This is a genomic window from Streptomyces parvulus, assembly GCF_014648855.1.
Taxonomy (GTDB): Bacteria; Actinomycetota; Actinomycetes; order Streptomycetales; family Streptomycetaceae; genus Streptomyces; species Streptomyces parvulus.
On sequence record NZ_BMRX01000020.1, the window covers coordinates 50477 to 67626 of the forward strand.

At 73.2% G+C, this 17150-nt stretch carries 16 protein-coding genes; 6 read left to right on the top strand and 10 right to left on the bottom strand.

Annotated features, from left to right (window positions below):
- Positions 1–209 precede the first annotated feature (209 nt).
- Entirely contained in the window at positions 210–1172 is a 963-nt protein-coding gene (locus IE108_RS31360) for a DMT family transporter (protein ID WP_064726191.1), read from the top strand.
- On the opposite strand, the gene proP is transcribed toward IE108_RS31360, so the two are convergent.
- The 6 genes from proP to IE108_RS31390 all read right to left on the bottom strand — a co-directional run bounded on the left by proP (position 1136) and on the right by IE108_RS31390 (position 8898).
- Positions 1136–2623 (bottom strand): glycine betaine/L-proline transporter ProP, encoded by a 1488-nt coding sequence (gene proP / locus IE108_RS31365; protein WP_064731610.1) that lies wholly within the window; start codon positions 2621–2623, stop codon positions 1136–1138. The genes IE108_RS31360 and proP overlap by 37 nt on opposite strands.
- Before the next feature lie 145 nt (positions 2624–2768).
- Positions 2769–4103, bottom strand: a complete 1335-nt coding sequence (locus IE108_RS31370) for a lipase family protein (RefSeq protein WP_064726190.1) — start codon at positions 4101–4103, stop codon at positions 2769–2771.
- Positions 4104–4314: 211 nt separating this feature from the next.
- Positions 4315–6384 (bottom strand): iron ABC transporter permease, encoded by a 2070-nt coding sequence (locus IE108_RS31375; protein WP_064726189.1) that lies wholly within the window; start codon positions 6382–6384, stop codon positions 4315–4317.
- A 7-nt stretch (positions 6385–6391) separates the two neighbouring features.
- The gene (locus IE108_RS31380; protein WP_064726188.1) at positions 6392–7375 is read right to left on the bottom strand and encodes an iron-siderophore ABC transporter substrate-binding protein; all 984 of its coding nucleotides are present in this window, start codon (positions 7373–7375) and stop codon (positions 6392–6394) included.
- A complete protein-coding gene (locus IE108_RS31385) occupies positions 7372–8232 on the bottom strand; it encodes an ABC transporter ATP-binding protein (protein ID WP_064726187.1) in 861 nt (286 codons plus the stop codon). Before IE108_RS31385 ends, IE108_RS31380 begins: the two co-directional genes overlap by 4 nt.
- A gap of 102 nt (positions 8233–8334) precedes the next feature.
- Complete coding sequence (locus tag IE108_RS31390) at positions 8335–8898, bottom strand: MSMEG_1061 family FMN-dependent PPOX-type flavoprotein (RefSeq protein WP_064726186.1); 564 nt, start codon at positions 8896–8898, stop codon at positions 8335–8337.
- Between the two features lie 160 nt (positions 8899–9058).
- Between IE108_RS31390 and IE108_RS31395 the strand changes: the two genes are divergently transcribed.
- The 4 genes from IE108_RS31395 to IE108_RS31410 all read left to right on the top strand — a co-directional run bounded on the left by IE108_RS31395 (position 9059) and on the right by IE108_RS31410 (position 13263).
- The gene (locus IE108_RS31395; protein ID WP_064726185.1) at positions 9059–10096 is read left to right on the top strand and encodes a FecCD family ABC transporter permease; all 1038 of its coding nucleotides are present in this window, start codon (positions 9059–9061) and stop codon (positions 10094–10096) included.
- A complete protein-coding gene (locus IE108_RS31400; protein ID WP_107420049.1) occupies positions 10093–11139 on the top strand; it encodes a FecCD family ABC transporter permease in 1047 nt (348 codons plus the stop codon). Before IE108_RS31395 ends, IE108_RS31400 begins: the two co-directional genes overlap by 4 nt.
- A gap of 253 nt (positions 11140–11392) precedes the next feature.
- Entirely contained in the window at positions 11393–12205 is an 813-nt protein-coding gene (locus tag IE108_RS31405) for an ABC transporter ATP-binding protein (protein ID WP_064726184.1), read from the top strand.
- 44 nt (positions 12206–12249) lie between these two features.
- Entirely contained in the window at positions 12250–13263 is a 1014-nt protein-coding gene (locus tag IE108_RS31410) for an iron-siderophore ABC transporter substrate-binding protein (RefSeq protein WP_064726183.1), read from the top strand.
- Between the two features lie 13 nt (positions 13264–13276).
- Here IE108_RS31410 and IE108_RS31415 read toward each other — a convergent pair whose 3' ends face one another.
- Entirely contained in the window at positions 13277–14455 is a 1179-nt protein-coding gene (locus IE108_RS31415) for a spore photoproduct lyase family protein (RefSeq protein WP_189397806.1), read from the bottom strand.
- A gap of 190 nt (positions 14456–14645) precedes the next feature.
- Between IE108_RS31415 and IE108_RS31420 the strand changes: the two genes are divergently transcribed.
- Positions 14646–14831, top strand: a complete 186-nt coding sequence (locus tag IE108_RS31420) for a hypothetical protein (protein WP_064726182.1) — start codon at positions 14646–14648, stop codon at positions 14829–14831.
- Positions 14832–14852: 21 nt separating this feature from the next.
- Here the strand turns inward: IE108_RS31420 and IE108_RS31425 are convergent, their stop codons facing one another.
- From IE108_RS31425 to IE108_RS31435, 3 genes are all read right to left on the bottom strand, one after another.
- The gene (locus IE108_RS31425; protein ID WP_064726181.1) at positions 14853–15644 is read right to left on the bottom strand and encodes an SAM-dependent methyltransferase; all 792 of its coding nucleotides are present in this window, start codon (positions 15642–15644) and stop codon (positions 14853–14855) included.
- Between the two features lie 140 nt (positions 15645–15784).
- On the bottom strand, positions 15785–16588 hold the full coding sequence (locus IE108_RS31430; protein ID WP_064726180.1) for a YhjD/YihY/BrkB family envelope integrity protein: 804 nt from the start codon (positions 16586–16588) through the stop codon (positions 15785–15787).
- A 115-nt stretch (positions 16589–16703) separates the two neighbouring features.
- Positions 16704–17102 carry a hypothetical protein gene (locus IE108_RS31435; RefSeq protein WP_064726179.1) on the bottom strand — a complete coding sequence of 133 codons (399 nt, stop codon included), beginning with the start codon at positions 17100–17102 and terminating at the stop codon, positions 16704–16706.
- Between the last annotated feature and the right edge of the window lie 48 nt (positions 17103–17150).

Here is a 17150-nt window from a genome sequence, read left to right on the forward strand (position 1 = left end):
CCTTCCCGTATCTGTTCGAAACCGTCAAGTACCGTGCCCTACCGGCCCGTTGGTGCCGGACGCTCCGAATACCCCGATTTCCGCGTCCCGCACCCGGCGCGGGACGGCGACGCGCAGGCACCCGACGGCCTACGGCGCCCGATTGGTCCCCGATACCGCCCCGGAAGTGGACCCCGTGCGAGACCGGCCGGCTTCCTAGCGTCGGGTCCATGGACACCACCACCGCCCGCGGCTCCCTGCTCGCCGCACTCGCCTGCGTCCTCGTCGGCGGCTCCTTCACCGCCAACAGCCTCCTCGGCGACTACCCGTACGCGGGTGGCCAGTTCCTCCGCTACGGGCTGGCCTTCCTGTTGCTCCTCCCGCTCGCCGGGCCCGGCGCGACGGCCCGGCTGCGCGCGCTGGGCCCCGGCCCGTGGCTGCGCCTGGCGCTGCTGGCCGCCGTCGGCATGGTCGGCTTCAACCTGGCGGTCCTCGCCGCGGAACGCAGCGCGGAACCGGCCGTCCCCGGAGTGTTCGTGGGCTGCGCGCCCGTGCTGGTCGCCGTCCTCGTGCCGCTCCTCGACCGGCGCCGGCCGAAGCGGGCCGTGCTGTACGGGGCGTCGCTGGTGGCCGCCGGCGCCTTCACGGTCCAGGGCTGGGGGCGCACCGACGGCGCGGGCGTCGCCTTCTCCGTCTGCGCGCTGCTGGGCGAGGTCGGGTTCGCCGTCCTGGCCGTGCCCGTCCTGCGGCCCCTGGGCCCGCGCTTGCTGTCCACCACGGTGTGCGGGATCGCGGCGCTCCAGTCGGCGGTGGCGGGCGTGCTCGCCGACGGCGCCGGCTGGCTGCGGGCGCCGGACGCGGTGGAGGCGGGCGCGCTGCTGTGGCAGGCGGCGGTGGTCACCGTCGTCGGATTCGTCTGCTGGTACATGGGCATGCAGCGGATCGGGGCGGAGCGCGCCACCCTGTTCTCCGGCCTCATCCCGGTCGCCGCGGCCTGCACCGCACCGCTGGCCGGCACCGGCTCCTACGGGGCCGCGCAGGCCGTCGGCAGCGCGCTGGTCTGCGCCGGTGTCGCGCTGGGATCGGGTGTGCCGCTCCCCTTCACCGGTCGGCGCGGTCCCCGTGCCCCGCGCGCGGAGGAGGACCGGACAGGAGGTCAGAGGACCTTGGAGCGCTCCTCGGAGAAGCTGTAGAGATCCTTGGAGGTGGTGATCAGCTCACGCTGCTCCCGCCGGGAGCCGACCATGGGCTGCGAGCCGTTGAGCGGCACCTGGGCGCTCTCCGGCAGGAACCGCACGGTCACCAGGCCGATGACGCCCGCCGCCATCAGGTAGTAGGCGGGCATCATGTCGTTGCCGGTGGCGTTCACCAGCGCCTCGGCAAAAAGGGGAGTGGTCCCGCCGAAGGCGGCGACGGCGAAGTTGAAGCCGATCGCCATCGCCGCGTACCGCACCGCCGTCGGGAACAGCGCGGGCAGCGTCGCGGCGCTCGGCGCGGCGAAGCAGGCCAGCAGCGTGGACAGCAGCAGGACGCCGGCGACCGGCGCCCAGGTGCCGTCCGCCTTCAGCAGCAGGAAGCCGGGTACGGCGAGGACGATCATCGCGGCGGCGCCGACGGCGTAGAGCGGGCGCCGGCCGACCCGGTCGCTGAGCCGCCCCAGGAAGGTGATGAGCAGCACGATCCAGACCATGCCGATGAGCACCAGCACGTCGGAGAAGCCGCTGGAGCGGTTCAGGGTCTCGGTCTGGTACGTGGGCAGATACCCGGTGATCATGTAGTTGGTGACGTTGTAGAGCAGCACCAGGCCCATGCAGACGAGCAGCGGACGCCAGTGGTCGCGGACGATGGTCTTGAACTCGCCGCCCGCGGACTGCTCGGCCATGCCCTTCTCGTGCTCGTCGAGCTGCTGCTGGAAGGCCGGGGACTCCTCCAGCTTGAGCCGCATGTACAGGCCGATGACGCCGAGCGGCCCGGCGATCAGGAACGGCAGCCGCCAGCCCCAGTCCAGCATCTGGGCGTCCGTCAGCAGCAGGTTCAGCACGGTGACCAGCGCCGAGCCCAGGGCGTAGCCGACGAACGTGCCGAAGTCGAGCCAGCTGGAGAGGAAGCCCCGCCGCCGGTCGGGTGAGTACTCCGCGACGAAGGTGGTGGCGCCTCCGTACTCACCGCCCGTGGAGAAGCCCTGGACCATCCGGGCGAGCAGCAGCAGGATCGGGGCGGCGACGCCGATGGTGGCGTAGCTGGGGATCAGGCCGATGGAGAAGGTGCCGATCGCCATCATGATCATGGTGGTGGCGAGCACCTTCTGCCGTCCGACGCGGTCCCCCAGCGGACCGAAGACCAGACCGCCGAGGGGCCGTACGACGAAGGCGGCGGCGAAGGTGGCGAAGGAGGAGATGACCTGGGCGGCCGGCGAGGCGTCCGGGAAGAACACCTTGCCGAGGGTGGCGGCCAGATAGCTGTAGACGCCGAAGTCGAACCACTCCATGCAGTTGCCGAGCGCCGAGGCGCCCACCGCGCGCTTGAGCAGCGGGCCCTCGACGACCTGGACGTCCTCCTCGCGGAAGGCCCGTCTGCTGCGGCGCAGCCGCCGGGAGAGTTCGTCGCGCACCTGTCGCGGCAGGCGCGCGACCGATCCCGGCATCTTCCCCCCGCCCCGGGGGCCGGATCCGCCGTCGGGCTTCGCGTCCACCACGCCGTCGCCTTCCTGTCGCCGAGCAGGGTTCGCCTGAGCGAATTCTGTGCGCGGCGCGGGTCGGGCGCATGCCGGGGGAGGCTGCCCGGGAGGTTCAGGGCTGCAGGGGCATCGTGCGGCAGTTCGAGCGGGCCGGCTCCCCGGAGAGCCGGTCGGCCAGCCAGGAGATGGCGCTGCCCTGGTCGGCGAGGAGCGGCGCGAAGTGGTCGAGCAGGCCGCTGCCGACGCCGGGCAGCAGGACGGGGGTGTAGGTCACCGCCGCGCCCCCGCGGCACCAGTCGACGGCCAGTTGGCGGGCCTGGCCGTGCGGGACCAGGTCGTCGCCGACGCCGGTGGCCACGCGGACCGGGCTGTCCGGCCTCAGCCTTCCGATGCGCTGCCCGGCCAGGAAGTCCCGCAGTACGGGCTCGGCGCGCACGATGTCGCCGAGGGACTGGCCGGTCGTCGTCCAGTCCGCGCTGTCCGCGCCGCCGTAGCCGAAGAGCGCGTCGCCGACGCACATGGTCGACAGGTCCGCGAGCGCCTCCCGGCCATCGGCGTTGAGGTACTTGTCGGCGATGGGGCGCAGGGCGGGCTCGGTCTGGAGGAAGCCGTTGAGCGACCAGCCCAGCGCGCCCGCCAGGTCGCCGCCGTCGATCGCCTCGGTCACCTCGGCCAGGTCGGCCGGCGGCGCCCCCGCGTAGGTGCCCGCCAGGGGTACGTCCGGGGCGTACGACGGCTGGAGTTCGGCCGCGGCGGCTGTGGCGCCCCCGCCCTGGCTGTACCCGAACAGTCCGACGCGGGAGCCGGCGGTGACCGAGGCCGAGTCGAGGGAGCGCGCGGCGCGTACGGCGTCCAGCACCGCGTGGGCCCCGTCGACACGGTTGACGTACGTGTGCAGCCGGTCCGTGGTGCCGAGGCCGACGTAGTCGGTGACGACGACCGCGATGCCGCGCAGCAGCATCCGGTAGACCGAGAGGTTCTCGTAGCCCACGGACACCGTGCCCTCGCCCAGCCGCAGCGGATGCTCCAGGGCCATCGAGGCGGCGCACTGGTCTCCCTGCCCCATGGTGCCGGGGGCCACGGCGACCAGGGGGCGCGGTCCCTCGCCGCGCCACTTCGCGGCGGGTTCGACGTAGGCGCCGGTGACGGCGACCGGTTCGCCGTTCGCGTCGGTCGACTTGTACATCAGGCGGGTGGCCCGTCCCGGGAGCGGCCCGTCGAGGCCGGGCAGGCTCAGCGCGAGCGGCAGGTGCTCACTGCGGATCAGCGTGCCGTCGGCGGCCGGGAGTTCGGCCGGCGGGGTGTAGAAGGCGGGGATCTCCACGCCCCGGGACACCTCCGTCGCCGCCGGGCCGGCCGGTGCGGCCGCCGCGGCCGGGACGGCCTGGGCGCCGAGGGCGAGGGCGGCGGCGATCGCCGCGGCGAGCATGCGGGGACGTGCGGGCATGGCGAACCTCCTGGGGAAGGGCCGGGAACCGGTCGTCCGCGGTCCGGTGGGGAGGGCCGCGGCCGCGCTGCTCCTGTGGGGTGACGGGACCGTATCCGGACAGGAGTTACCAGGGGTAGCACCGCGCATATTACGTTTCAGTAACTTGACGTTGTGTCTAACAAGGCGCGGAGTCCGGCGGGACGCGGGCGCCCCGCCGGACCGTCCGCCGTCAGCGGCGGCTGCGCACCAGCAGGTAGAGGAAGTACGGCGTCCCGATCACGGCCGTCATGAGGCCCGCGCCGAGCTGTGCCGGGGCGATCACCGTGCGGCCGATCAGGTCGGCCGCGCAGACCAGGGCGGCACCCAGGAGGACCGCGACCGGCACGACCCGCACATGCCGCCGGCCCACCAGGGCCCGCGCCGCGTGCGGGGCAACGAGCCCGACGAACCCGATGGTGCCCGCGCAGGCGACGGCGGCCGAGCTGAGGACGACGCTGAGCACCAGGAACCCGAGCCGGCCCGGCGCCAGCCGCAGGCCGAGCAGCCTCGGCGTGTCCTCGTCCAGCGAGATCAGGTCCAGCTCGGTGCGCCGGGCGACCGCCACGCCGATGCCGACGGCCAGGGCCAGCGCGACCGGCACGACGTCCGGCATGGTCCGCCCGTAGGTCGAACCCGACAGCCAGGTCAGGGCCTTGGTCGCGTTGAACGGGTCGGTGAGCACGATCAGCAGGCTGATCATGGCCGCCGTCCCGGAGGCCACGCCGATGCCGACGAGCACCAGCCGGTTCTGCCGGAAGCCGCCCCGGGCGGCCAGCCCGAAGACCAGGACCGCGGTGACGGCGGACCCCGCGAACGCCGCGCCCGCGACCCCCCACGTGCCGGCGGCCGGGACGGTGGTCACCAGGACGACGGCGCCCAGCGCGCCACCGCCGGTCACGCCGAGGACGTTCGGCTCGGCCAGCGGATTGCGCGTCACGGCCTGCACGAGGGTGCCGGCCAGGGCCAGCGCCGCACCCGCGCCGAGCGCGGCGAGCACCCGGGGCACCCGGGTGTCCAGCACGAAGGACACGGTCCGCCCGGCCCTGCCCTGCGCCCAGTTGACCACGTCGCCGAGGAGCAGCTTGCTGTCGCCCACCAGCACCGAGGCGACGACCAGACCCACCAGGACGGCCACCAGTACGGCGACCGTGGCCAGGAACACCGCCCGGCTCGGGATGCGCAGCCGGTCCGGGGCGCCGGCCCCGGCGGTGTCCTTGACCCGCATCGCCATGGCGACCAGGAAGACGGCCCCGAGCAGGCTGGTGACCACGCCGGTGGGCACGGCCACCGCACGGTCCTCCGACACCAGGAACCGCAGCAGCACGTCCGAGCCGAGCACGAGGGCGGCGCCGGTCAGCCCGGCCACGGGCATCGAGACGCGGGAGCGGGCGAACCCGCGGAAGCGCCGGGCCAGCGGGCGTACCAGCGCGGGCGCGCACAGGCCGACGAAGCCGATCGGGCCGGCGAGCGTGACGGCCGCCGCGGAGATCAGCGCCGCCAGCACGACGACGGTGACCCGGGTGGCCCGGACCGGCACGCCCAGCCCGCGCGCCGCGTCGTCGCCGAGCGCCAGCGCGTCCACCCGGCGGGCCGTCAGCATCAGGCCCGCCAGACCGGCCAGGGCGATCGGCAGCATCTGGAGGACGCCGTCGAAGCCGTTCTGCGAGATGCTGCCCTGGTTCCACTGGTAGAGGCCCTCGGTCTGCTCGGGGAAGAGCAGCAGCAGCCCCTCGGTCATGGAGTGCAGGCCCAGCATCAGCGCCGTACCGGCCAGCACCAGCCGGACGGTGCCGGTGCCGAGGCCGGAGAGACCCAGCACGACGGCCGCCGCCGCCAGGCCGCCCACGAAGGCGACGCCGGAGGAGGCGAGCATGGGCAGCGAGGCGCCGGTGGCGCCGGCCACCCCGAGGGCCAGGTAGGCGCCGGCGTTCACGGCCAGCGTGTCGGGGGAGGCCAGCACATTGCGGCTGACCGCCTGGAGCACGGCGCCGGCCATCCCGAGGACGGCGCCGACCAGCAGGCCCGCCGTCATCCGGGGCAGCCGGGAGGCGACGACCACGGACGCGTCGTCCGGATCGGCCCGCCCGGTCAGGGCCTTGAGCAGCTCGGAGGGGCCGACGGCGGCGGTGCCCTGGGTGATGTCGACGACGGCGAGGACGGCGACCAGCAGGACGATCCCGGCCGCCACCGCGGCCGCGCCCGACCGGGACGTGGGGACCGTCGTCGGACGGGTCGCGGGTTCGGTTGCGGTGACGGCCATGGCCTCGCTACTTCGTCAGCGCGGCGACGACGGCGTCGATGTACGCCTCCATCGATCCGGGGCCACCGAACATCCAGATGCCGTCGTCCAGGCGGTGCACGTCGCCGGACTTCACGAACGGCAGGGACTTCCACACCGAGTTCTTGGCCAGCTCACCGGTGAACGGGGTGGCGGACGGGTCGTCCTCGTTGCCGATGTAGGCGAACTGCGTGTCCTCGGGCAGCTTGGTCAGACCCTCGACGTCGGTGGTGCCGAGACCGTAGGCGGGGTCGCCCTTGACGGTCCAGGCGTTCTTCAGGCCGATCGCCTCGTTGACCTCACCGATGAGCGAGGTCGCGGTGTAGGGGCGGATCGAGACCTGGTTGGAGGCGACGTAGCCGTCCGCGAAGGCGTAGTTCCGGCCGGCTATTTCGGCGTCGGCCAGGGCCTTCTTGCCCTCGGCGACCTTGGCCTCGAAGCCGGTGCGCAGGGTCTTGGCCTCGGCCGTCTTCCCGGTGGCCTTGGCGATGAGGTCGATGTTCTCCAGCATCTGGTCGATCTGGCCGGTGCCGTCGGCGGAGGTGACCTCGATGACCGGGGCGACCTCGCGCAGCTGCTTGACCGCGGCGGGGGTGAGGTCGGTCGTGGCGACGATCAGGTCGGGGGCGAGGGAGGCGACGGTGTCCATGCTCGGCTCGCCGCGGGTGCCGATGTCCTTGGGCGCGTTCTTCAGCGGCACCGCGCTGTCCCAGGTCTTGTAGCCCTTGACGTCCGCGACGCCGACCGGGTCCACGCCCAGGGAGACCAGGCTCTCGACGACGTTCCACTCGGTGGCGACGACCTTGGTGGCCGGGCCGTCGAGCTTCACCTCGGTGCCCTTGCCGTCCTTGAGCGTGATGGCCTCGGAGGCCTTCTTCTCGGACTTGTCGGCGGCGGGTTCGGTGGTGCCGCAGGCGGCGAGGGTGAGCGCCGCGGCGGTGGTGGCGGCCGCGGTGAGCAGAAGGCGTCTCATGAGGTGGTGCCGAGCCTTTCGGTTCGTATGTGGTGGCGGCCGATCGGGCGGGTGCGCAGCCGGCCGGTGAGGGGGTCTGTGTCGACGTCGATCCGGATGCCGTAGACGGCCGTGAGCCGCTCCGGTGTCAGTACGTCCTCGGGCGGACCGTCGGCGACGATCCGGCCCGCTTCGAGCAGCGTGATCCGGTCGGCGACGGCCGCGGCCTGGTCGAGGTCGTGCAGCACGACGCCGACGGCGATCCCGTGGACGTCGGCCAGATCGCGGACGAGGTCGAGGAGTTCGACCTGGTAGCGGAGGTCGAGATAGGTGGTGGGTTCGTCCAGCAGCAGTACGCCGGTCTCCTGGGCCAGGCAGCTCGCGAGCCACACGCGCTGCAACTGCCCGCCGGAGAGGTGGTCGGCGCCCCGGTCGGCGAAGCCGTCCACGCCGGTGAGCGCGAGCGCCCGGTCGACGGCGGCCGGACCGTCCGGATCGGGCCGCCCCCAGCGGCCCCGGTACGGATAGCGGCCGAACTCGACGACGTCGCGCACGGTCAGCCCGCCGGGCGTCGGACGGCCCTGGGTCAGCAGGGCGACGTAACGCGAGAACTCACGGGACGTCAGCGCCAGGCCGTCGATGTCGCCGTCGATGCCGATCGCGGCGCTCCGGGCACGCTGGAGGCGGGCGACGGTGCGCAGCAGCGTCGACTTGCCGCTGCCGTTCGGGCCCACCAGGACGGTCACTTCGCCGGGGCGGAGGGTGACCTCCGCGCCGTGCACGACGTCGACGCCGTCGTAGGCGACGGTCACGTCCGTCGCGGACAGCTCGTGACCGCGCAGGCGTCGCATGCCGGCCGTGTCTTCACCAGATCTCACGTGGCGAAGGTTAGCCTAACCTAAAAAGTGCTGGTAGAGACGGGGCTCACACCGGCCGCCCCGATTCCGCTCCGGTCGTCCGGGGCGGTTCGGGTGAAGTGCTCAACTCCCATTCGGCGAAGGGGATTTCCATAGCCCCGCCCGGTTCAGGGACGCCGGGCAGTGCAGGTAGATCTCGTCGATCTCCAGGACCAGCGCGAGGTCCGGGCGCCGCCCGGCCTGGCTCATCGCGTCGAAGAAGGGCGCGTCGGTGAGGATGCGGGCCCGGCCGTTGATCCGCAGCACCTGCTTGCCGCCCGGGATCAGATACAGCAGGCCCGCGTGCGGGTTGGCGAGGATGTTGTGGAAGCTGTCGCCGCGCCGGTTGCCCGGCCGGTCCGGCAGGGCGATGGTGCCCGGGTCCAGGACGTGGGTGAAGCCGGGTGCGTCCCCGCGGGGCGAGACGTCGCAGTTGCCGAGGGCGTCGGAGGTGGCCAGCAGGCAGAAGGGCGAGCGGGTCAGGATGTCCACGTCGTCGTCCGTCAGCCGCCCGTGCACCTTGTCGATGACGACGGGCCAGGGGTCGCCCAGCAGTTCGCGCAGCTCGGCGGGTGAGCCCAGTTCGACCCACCCCTCCTCGCCCGCCGTGTCGGGCCGGTCTCCGGTCGCGTCGATCGTGTGTGGCAAGGCCGGCTCCCCGGGTGCGTGCTGACCGGAGGCGGGTGCTTCCGGCTGGGTGGTTGCACATAGAACATTATCTGATGTTAGGTTCCCCTTACCTAACAGCCGGAAGTGACCACTCCGGTGAGTTCGGGCTGCCCCCGTGCCCTCCCAAGGAACCCCGCAGATGCCCCCAGCCCCACCTGCCCGGACGCGCCGGACACCCCGGCGCGCGGCCCTGACCGCCGGAGTCTGCGGGCTGGCCCTGCTGCTGCTCGCGGCCACCGCGCTCAGTCTCGCGGTCGGTTCGGGAGACGTCTCCGCGCACGACCTCGTGCACGGCATCCTCGACCCCGACCGCTCGGTGCGCGGCCAACTCGTCGTCCAGGAGGTGCGCATACCCCGCACCCTGGCCGGACTGCTGGCCGGCGTCGCCCTCGGCCTGGCCGGCACCGTGATGCAGGGCGTCACCCGCAACCCGCTCGCCGACCCCGGCCTGCTCGGCATCAACGCGGGCGCGGCCGTCGCCGTCGTCTTCGCCATGAGCGTGCTGTCCCTCACCGAGCCCGGCCAGTACATCTGGTTCGGGTTCCTGGGCGCCTGCCTGGCCGCGGCCCTCGTCTACGGGGTGGCGAGCTTCGGACGCGAGGGTGCCACGCCCGTCAAGCTCGCCCTCGCCGGAGCCGCCGCCACCGCGCTGCTGGTCTCCGTCACGGACACCATCCTGCTCACCGACAGCCACACCTACGACCAGTTCCGGTTCTGGCAGGTCGGTGCGCTCGACGGCCGCGACACGGACGTCCTGCTCCAGGCGCTGCCCTTCGTCCTCGCCGGCGGTGTCCTCGCCCTCGGCCTGGGGCCCCGGCTCAACGGGCTGGCCCTCGGCGACGACGTGGCCCGCGCCCTGGGCCAGCGCGTCGCCGTCGCCCGCCTCGCCGGTGCCGCGAGCACCGTTCTGCTGTGCGGGGCCGCCACCGCCGTGGCCGGTCCCCTCGCCTTCGTCGGCCTCGCCGTGCCGCACGCGGTCCGTATGTTCACCGGCCCCGACCACCGCTGGATCCTGCCCTGCAGCGCCCTGCTCGCGCCGGTGCTGCTCCTGGTCGCCGACGTCGTCGGCCGGGTCGTTGCGCCGCCCGGCGAGGTGCAGGTCGGCGTCGTCACCGCCGCCATCGGCTGCGTGCCGTTCATCCTCCTGGTCCGCAGCCGTGGGAAGGCCGCTCTGTGAAGACGCCCACCGCTCAGGCCGCCGCCCGCGTCGAACGGCTCCGGCAGGCCCGCCGGAACCGCTTCGCCCTCGTCTGCGCGTCCCTCGTCCTGGCCGCGCTCGCCGGGCTGCTGCTCTCCCTCGCCGTCGGCGACATCGATGTCCCGCTCGCCGACGTCTGGGCCGTCCTCACCGGGGGCGGCGACCCGGGCAGCCGCTTCGTCGTGCACGAACTGCGCCTGCCCCGCGCCCTGCTGGCCCTGGCCGTCGGCCTCTGCTTCGGACTGTCCGGCGCCGTCTTCCAGGCGCTGCTGCGCAACCCCCTCGCCAGTCCCGACATCATCGGCGTCAGCGCCGGCGCGAGTGCCGCGGCCGTGCTCGCGTCCATGGCGTTCGGGCTCAGCGGCCTCGCGCTGTCCGGCGGCGCCCTGGCCGGCGCGCTCCTCGCCGGCACCCTCATCTACCTGCTCGCCTGGCGGGGCGGCGTCAGCGGCGGCCGGTTCGTGCTCATCGGCATCGGCGTCGCCGCCGGACTGGTCAGTCTGCGCTCGTACCTGATGACCCGGGCGGAGGTCACCGAGGCGCAGAACGCCTTCGTCTGGCTGGCCGGCAGCCTCAACGGCCGCTCCTGGGACCAGCTGTGGCCGCTGCTGGCCTCGGCCGCCCTGCTCGTGCCCCTCACGCTCGCCGCCTCCCGGAGCCTGACCGCGCTGCAACTCGGCGACGAGGCGGCCGGCGGGCTGGGCGCCCGGGTGGAGCGGGGCCGGCTCGCCCTGCTGGCCTGCGCCACCGCACTCGTCGGCGTGGCCACGGCGGCCGCCGGCCCCATCGGCTTCGTCGCCTTCGTCAGCCCCCCGATCGCCCGTCGCCTGCTGCCCGGCCAGGGTGCCGCGCTCGTGCCGGCGGCCCTGACCGGCGCCGCGCTGGTCTGCGCGGCCGACTTCACCGCCCAGCACGTGCTGCCGGGCGTCCAGTTGCCCGTGGGCGTGGTGACCAGCGTGGTCGGCGCCCCCTACCTGCTGTGGCTGCTGGCCCGCGCGGGCAGCTCGGGACGGGGCGGCTGATGAACACGCCACCGGCCGGGCGGAGAGGTACGGCCTTGGCCGCGTCCGCCTTCGCGCTCCGGGGGCTTCACCTCGGCGGCCTCCACCGCGCCGGGCCGCACCCCGCGGGCCTTCCTCCGGCGGGCTTCCCCGAGGAGAGCCCGGCGGGGTGGCCGTCAGCGCCACCGCCCCACCCGCACCACACCCATCACCCGCAGACCGCCGGCCACGGCGGCGACGGCAACGACAGTGCAAGGACGACGAGGAGAGCACGGTGACGGCCCAGCACGCCCTACAGACCCGGGACCTCGGGCTCGGCTACGGGGAGCGCGAGATCATCTCCGGTCTCGACGTCGACCTGCCGCCCGGGCGGCTCACCGTCGTGGTCGGCCCGAACGCCTGCGGCAAGTCCACCCTGCTGCGCGCCATGGCACGGCTGCTGACGCCGACCGCGGGCACCGTCCTCCTGGACGGCCGGGACATCCACGCCACCCCGACCAAGCAGGTCGCCGCCGCCCTCGGCATGCTCCCGCAGACACCCGTCGCACCCGACGCCATCACCGTCTCCGACCTCGTCGGCCGGGGCCGCTACCCGCACCAGGGCTGGTTCCGCCGCTGGACCGCGGCCGACAGCGAGGGCGTCGCCGCCGCGATGCTCGCCACCGACGTGCTCGACCTGGCGGACCGCTCCGTGGACGAACTCTCCGGCGGACAGCGCCAGCGCGTCTGGATCGCCATGGCGCTCGCCCAGGAGACCGACATCCTCCTGCTCGACGAACCCACCACCTACCTCGACATCAGCCACCAGCTGGATGTCCTCGACCTGCTCACCGACCTCAACCGGGACCGCGGCGTCACCCTCGGCGTCGTCCTGCACGACCTGAATCTGGCCTGCCGCTACGCGGACCATCTGATCGCCATGAAGGACGGCCGCGTCGTGGCCGAGGGCACGCCCTCCGACATCGTCACCGAGTCCCTCGTGCGGGACGTGTTCGGGCTGCGCTCCACGGTGATCCCGGACCCCGCGTCCGGCACTCCGATGATCGTCCCCCTCGGCCGGCACCACGTCACCTCCCCGAACCCCTGAAGCCCGCGCACGTCGCGCACCTCCCCCCGACGGAAAGAGCCCCCATGTCCCCGCACCGCCCGCCCGCCCGCACCCGGCGCCTCTGGGCCGCCCTCGCCGCCCTGCTGCTGGCCGCCCTCACCGCCTGCGGCTCCGGTTCCGCCACCGACGACAACGACGCCTCCGGCTCCGCCGGACAGTCCTCCGGCGCCTTCCCGGCGAAGGTGAAGACCAAGTTCGGCGACGTCACCGTCGAGTCGAAGCCCCAGCGGGTCGTCGCCCTCGGCTGGGGCGACGCCGAGACCGCCCTCGCCCTCGGCGTCCAGCCGGTCGGGCAGAGCGACTGGCTCGCCTTCGGCGGCGACGGCGTCGGCCCCTGGGCCAAGGGGCGCTACGACGAGAGCCCGCAGAAGATCGGCACCCTGGAACCCGAGTACGAGAAGATCGCCGCGCTCCGGCCGGACCTGATCCTCGACGTCAAGTCCAGCGGCGACCAGACCCGTTACGACACTCTCAGCAAGATCGCCCCGACCGTCGGCGTGCCCGAGGGCGGCGACCAGTACAAGATCGCCTGGCAGCGGCAGACCACCATGATCTCGACCGCCCTCGGCGTCCCCGACAAGGGCGAGAAGCTGATCGCCGACACCCAGCGCAAGTTCACGGCCGCCGCCGAGGCGCACCCCGAGTTCAAGGACCGGACGGTCACCGTCGGCTCCCGCACCTCCGCCGGCTGGGGCGCGTACGTGACGGGCACCGACCGGGTCAACTTCGTGCGCCAGCTCGGCTTCCGCAACAACCCGAAGGTCGACGCCGAGGCCGGAGCGGGCTTCTCCGTCACCGTCTCCGAGGAGAACCTCCAGATGCTCGACGCCGACCTCGTCGTCATGTCGCCCATCGGCGTGGACGCGAAGAAGATCTCGGCCGACCCGCTCTTCAAGACGCTCCCCGCGGTGGAGAAGGGCCACTCCGTCGTCTTCGACGACCAGAACATCAGCCAGGCCTTCGCCACCAACTCCGTGCTGTCCGTCGGCTACGCCATCGAGAAGGTGGTGCCGCTGTTCGCCGACGCGGTGAAGTGACGCCCCGCCGGGGTCAGAAGGCATACCGCAGGCGCAGCCACGGCGCGTGTTCCGCCACCAGCGCGCGCAGCCGGGCGACGGCTTCGGCCTTGGCCCCGGCCCGGTAGCGGACGTTGAGCGCGCCGTTCTCGGAGCGCTTGGCCTCCTGCAGCTCCGGCCGCCACAGCACCTCCTCGGCGCGCGGGTGCCAGCCCAGGTTGACCTCGTGCAGCTCCCGGTTGTGCGTCAGCATGATCACCTCGGCGGCGGCCTGCCGCCTGACCCGCTCCGGCAGGACGTCGTCGAGGTGCCGCAGCAGCTCCGCCCAGGCCCCCTCCCAGCCCGGCCGCACCACCACGGGGGAGAGGTTGAAGTGCACCTCGTACCCGGCGTCCAGGAAGTCGGCCGCCGCGGCGATCCGCTCGGCGACCGGCGAGGTGCGCACGTCCAGCAGCCGCGAGTCGTCCGGCGGCATCAGGGAGAACCGGATCCGGGTGCGCCCGCACGGGTCCAGGGCCAGCAGATCCGGGTTGACGAACTTGGTGGCGAAGGACGCCTTCGCGGTCGGCCACTGCCGGAACGCGTGCACCAGGTCCGCGGTGTTGTCGCAGATCAGGGCGTCCACCGAGCAGTCGCCGTTCTCGCCGACGTCGTACACCCAGGCCTGGTCGTCGCACTGGTTCGGCTCGGTCTTCGGTCCCTGCCGGGCGATGTGCCGGCCGATGTGGGCGAGGATCCGGTCGATGTTGGTGAAGACGGTGACCGGGTTGGCGTACCCCTTGCGGCGCGGCACGTAGCAGTAGGCGCAGGCCATGGCGCAGCCGTTGGAGGCGCCGGGCGCGATCCAGTCCGCGGAGCGGCCGTTGGGGCGGGTGGTGAGCGTCTTCCGCTCGCCCAGGACGAGTGTCTCGCCCTTGATCCGCACCCACCGCTCGACGTTGCCCTCGTTGCCGTGCAGGCCCGGGATGCGCCAGTGGGAGTCCACCTCGACCACGCGGGCTCCGGGGAACCGGGCGAGCACCTGCCGGCCGCGCGGCGAGGCGGCGGCCGCGGGCTCGGCGTGGATCTCCCGGACCGGCAGCAGGCGGCGGGCGGCGGGGGAGTCCCGGAAGCCCGTCGCGGTGGGGCCGGGGACCGGCCCGCCCGGAGTGAGGGCGTCGAGCCCGAACAGGGTGCCGGAGCCGTCGTCCGGCGCGGGGGACGGATCGTGCATGGCGTGCTCCGGTGCGGGGGTGCGGGACGGGCCGGACGGTCCCCGGCACCCCCGGGACCGTCCACGTCCCTCCACTCTACGAAGCACCCGCGGGCCCGTGCCGGGCAAGGGGAGCACCGCGCCGTGTCACACCCTCCGTCGGGGGCATACGCGTGACACGGCACCGGTCGGGTGCCGCCTACCCGAAGGGATGTACACCGTGCTCGCCATCATCGCCGCGGTTCTGTTCCTCATCGCCTGGCTGATCAACGCGGCGGAGGTGTCGACCAACGACGTCTTCACCTCCACCAACGTGATGCTCATAGGCCTCGCCCTGGTCGCCCTGCACGTCGCCGGGATCGGCAGCGGCTGGGCGGCACGGGGGCGTCGCCGCTGAGGCCGTGCGCGCGTCCCCGCGTCAGGGGATGCGCGCCACGGCGGCGTAGATGCCGCTGTCCTCCGGGGCCGGCGGCTCCTGGCCCTCTCCGTACCACTCGGTGGCCGTGACCAGGCCGGGACTGATCAGTTCCAGCCCGTCGAAGAAGCGGGTCACCTCCGCCCGGGTGCGGAAGCCGAGGCGGATGCCGCCCTTCGCGTACTGGGCGATCACCTGCTCCGACAGCTCGGGGAACAGGTCGATCGAGGCGTGCGAGAGGACCAGGTAGCTGCCGGAGGGCAGGGTCTCGACCAGGCCGCGGACGATCCCGTGGGCGTCCTGGTCGTCCGTGATGAAGTGCATCAGGGCGATCAGCGACAGGGCGATGGGCCGGTCGAAGTCGAGGATCTCGCGGGCGTGCCGCACGATCTCCGCCGGCTCGCGGACGTCGGCCTGGATGTAGTCCGTGGCCCCTTCCGCGCTGCTGACCAGCAGCGCCTCCGCGTGCCGCAGGACGATCGGGTCGTTGTCGGCGTAGACGACCCTCGCCTTCGGGACCGTCCGCTGCACGATCTGGTGCAGGTTGGGCTCGGTCGGGATGCCCGTGCCGATGTCCAGGAACTGGTCCACGCCCCGCGCGGCGAGGTGGGCCACCGCGCGGTTCATGAACGCGCGGTTCTGGCGTGCCGCGTCCCGCGCCTCGGGGGGCAGGGTCTCGCCCACCGCCTCGTCGACGGGGTAGTTGTCCTTGCCGCCCAGCAGCCAGTCGTAGACCCGCGCGGGGTGGGCCCGGCCGGTGTCGATGTGGGGAGGCTGGGAATGGTCCGTCGTCATGGCAGGCTCCGAGGCTCGGGAGGTGACGCTCCGCCGTAAATTTCGATCATCGTACTGCCCTCGGCGCGGTGCCATGTCCGGGGTGCACGGCGGAAGTTGCGGATCTTGTCGCGCCGCGTGCCGTGCCGTCCCTCGGGCGGTCAGTCCGGCTCCCGGTCGATGTTCCGGGTCCACCAGTGGTGTTCGCAGAACCAGTGCCCGACCATCGCGCCCCCGAAGACGACGAACCCCACCCCGATCAGCCAGGACTCCACCACCAGCACGATGCCGACCGTGCCGTAGCTGATCGCGTTGTCGAGGATCAGCGGGGTGAAGACCAGGTACGAGAAGCCGCGCAGCCCGACCATGCCCACCACGGTCGCGACCGCCCCCGGAACGAGGTCCCGCCAGCGGACCTGGCTGCCCAGCAGGAAGTGCTGACCCCACCAGAAGAACAGCAGGCCGGTGGCGGTGGACAACGCGATCCGCGCCGAGCCGTGCAGGGCGGTCCTGGTCTGCACCTCCTGGTAGAGGTACGCGGTCAGCGCGATCACCCAGGTGGCCTGGCGCCAGACCCGGTGCCAGGGGCCCGAGGGCAGCTCCCAGATGCGTTCGTAGCCGTTCTGGACGCTGGCGGCGAAGGACACGCCGAAGACCGCGAGCAGGATGCCACCCCAGACGCTCGTGGTGCCCACGACCTTGGTCGGCGGGCTGATGATGTCCGTCAGCACCTTGGCGGAGCGCCCCGAAAGGCCCATGCCGTCGGCCAGCCAGGACGCGAAGCCGCCGCGGCCCAGCGGGTCCGCGGCGGCCACGACGATCAGCAGCGGTGCCAGCGTCACCAGGGCGAGGGTGGCGAAGCCCATCGCCCTGTGCATCAGTTCCAGGTCCCGGCCGCGCCGGACGAGGGACGACGCGGCCAGCCGGTCCCACACGCGGTGGAACGGCCGCCACAACCGGTTCACGGGTGCTCCTCGGGCGTCCTTTCGATGGCTCGCCGACGGGGAACTGAGTGACCCCCGGGGCGCCCGGGCAAACGTGGTGCCACCCGGACGGCCCCAGGCCTCCGGGAGGCCGGTATCAGGGGTCGGTGCCCTGCTGCTCGCGCAGCCGTTCGTTGTGCCAGGCGATGGCGGCGCGTATCTGGGGCTCCTGGAGACCGGTCCGGCAGCCGAGCTGGTCCATGGAGAGCGCCGGTGGGCCCTCGGCCAGGACGCGGGTCAGCTTGCCGGCCCACAGCTCCTCCTCCACGAAGGGCCGGTGCGTGTACCCCTCCTTGATCACGTCGAAGTGGCCGTCCGAGCACGCGGTGATGAGCCGGAGCCCGTCGAACCGCTCCTGGGCGGCCTGCACCGCGGAGGAGTCCGGAACGTAGCCGGTCACGGACTCGTCCTGGGGGAAGACCCTGGCGCACAGGTCGCACAGCTCCATCGGGACCGGCCGCGGGGCCCGGTCCTTCCTGCCCTTGCGCTTCCACATGGCGACTCCCGGGGGTGAGGGTGCCACACAGCAGTGTCGACGCCGGTT

Bases quoted from the DNA above. Each gene is read 5' to 3' on its own strand.
- IE108_RS31360 (WP_064726191.1), top strand. From the start codon at position 210: ATGGACACCACCACCGCCCGCGGCTCCCTGCTCGCCGCACTCGCCTGC.
- proP (WP_064731610.1), bottom strand. From the start codon at position 2,623: ATGCCGGGATCGGTCGCGCGCCTGCCGCGACAGGTGCGCGACGAACTC.
- IE108_RS31370 (WP_064726190.1), bottom strand. From the start codon at position 4,103: ATGCCCGCACGTCCCCGCATGCTCGCCGCGGCGATCGCCGCCGCCCTC.
- IE108_RS31375 (WP_064726189.1), bottom strand. From the start codon at position 6,384: ATGGCCGTCACCGCAACCGAACCCGCGACCCGTCCGACGACGGTCCCC.
- IE108_RS31380 (WP_064726188.1), bottom strand. From the start codon at position 7,375: ATGAGACGCCTTCTGCTCACCGCGGCCGCCACCACCGCCGCGGCGCTC.
- IE108_RS31395 (WP_064726185.1), top strand. From the start codon at position 9,059: ATGCCCCCAGCCCCACCTGCCCGGACGCGCCGGACACCCCGGCGCGCG.
- IE108_RS31410 (WP_064726183.1), top strand. From the start codon at position 12,250: ATGTCCCCGCACCGCCCGCCCGCCCGCACCCGGCGCCTCTGGGCCGCC.
- IE108_RS31415 (WP_189397806.1), bottom strand. From the start codon at position 14,455: ATGCACGATCCGTCCCCCGCGCCGGACGACGGCTCCGGCACCCTGTTC.
- IE108_RS31420 (WP_064726182.1), top strand. From the start codon at position 14,646: ATGTACACCGTGCTCGCCATCATCGCCGCGGTTCTGTTCCTCATCGCC.
- IE108_RS31425 (WP_064726181.1), bottom strand. From the start codon at position 15,644: ATGACGACGGACCATTCCCAGCCTCCCCACATCGACACCGGCCGGGCC.
- IE108_RS31435 (WP_064726179.1), bottom strand. From the start codon at position 17,102: ATGTGGAAGCGCAAGGGCAGGAAGGACCGGGCCCCGCGGCCGGTCCCG.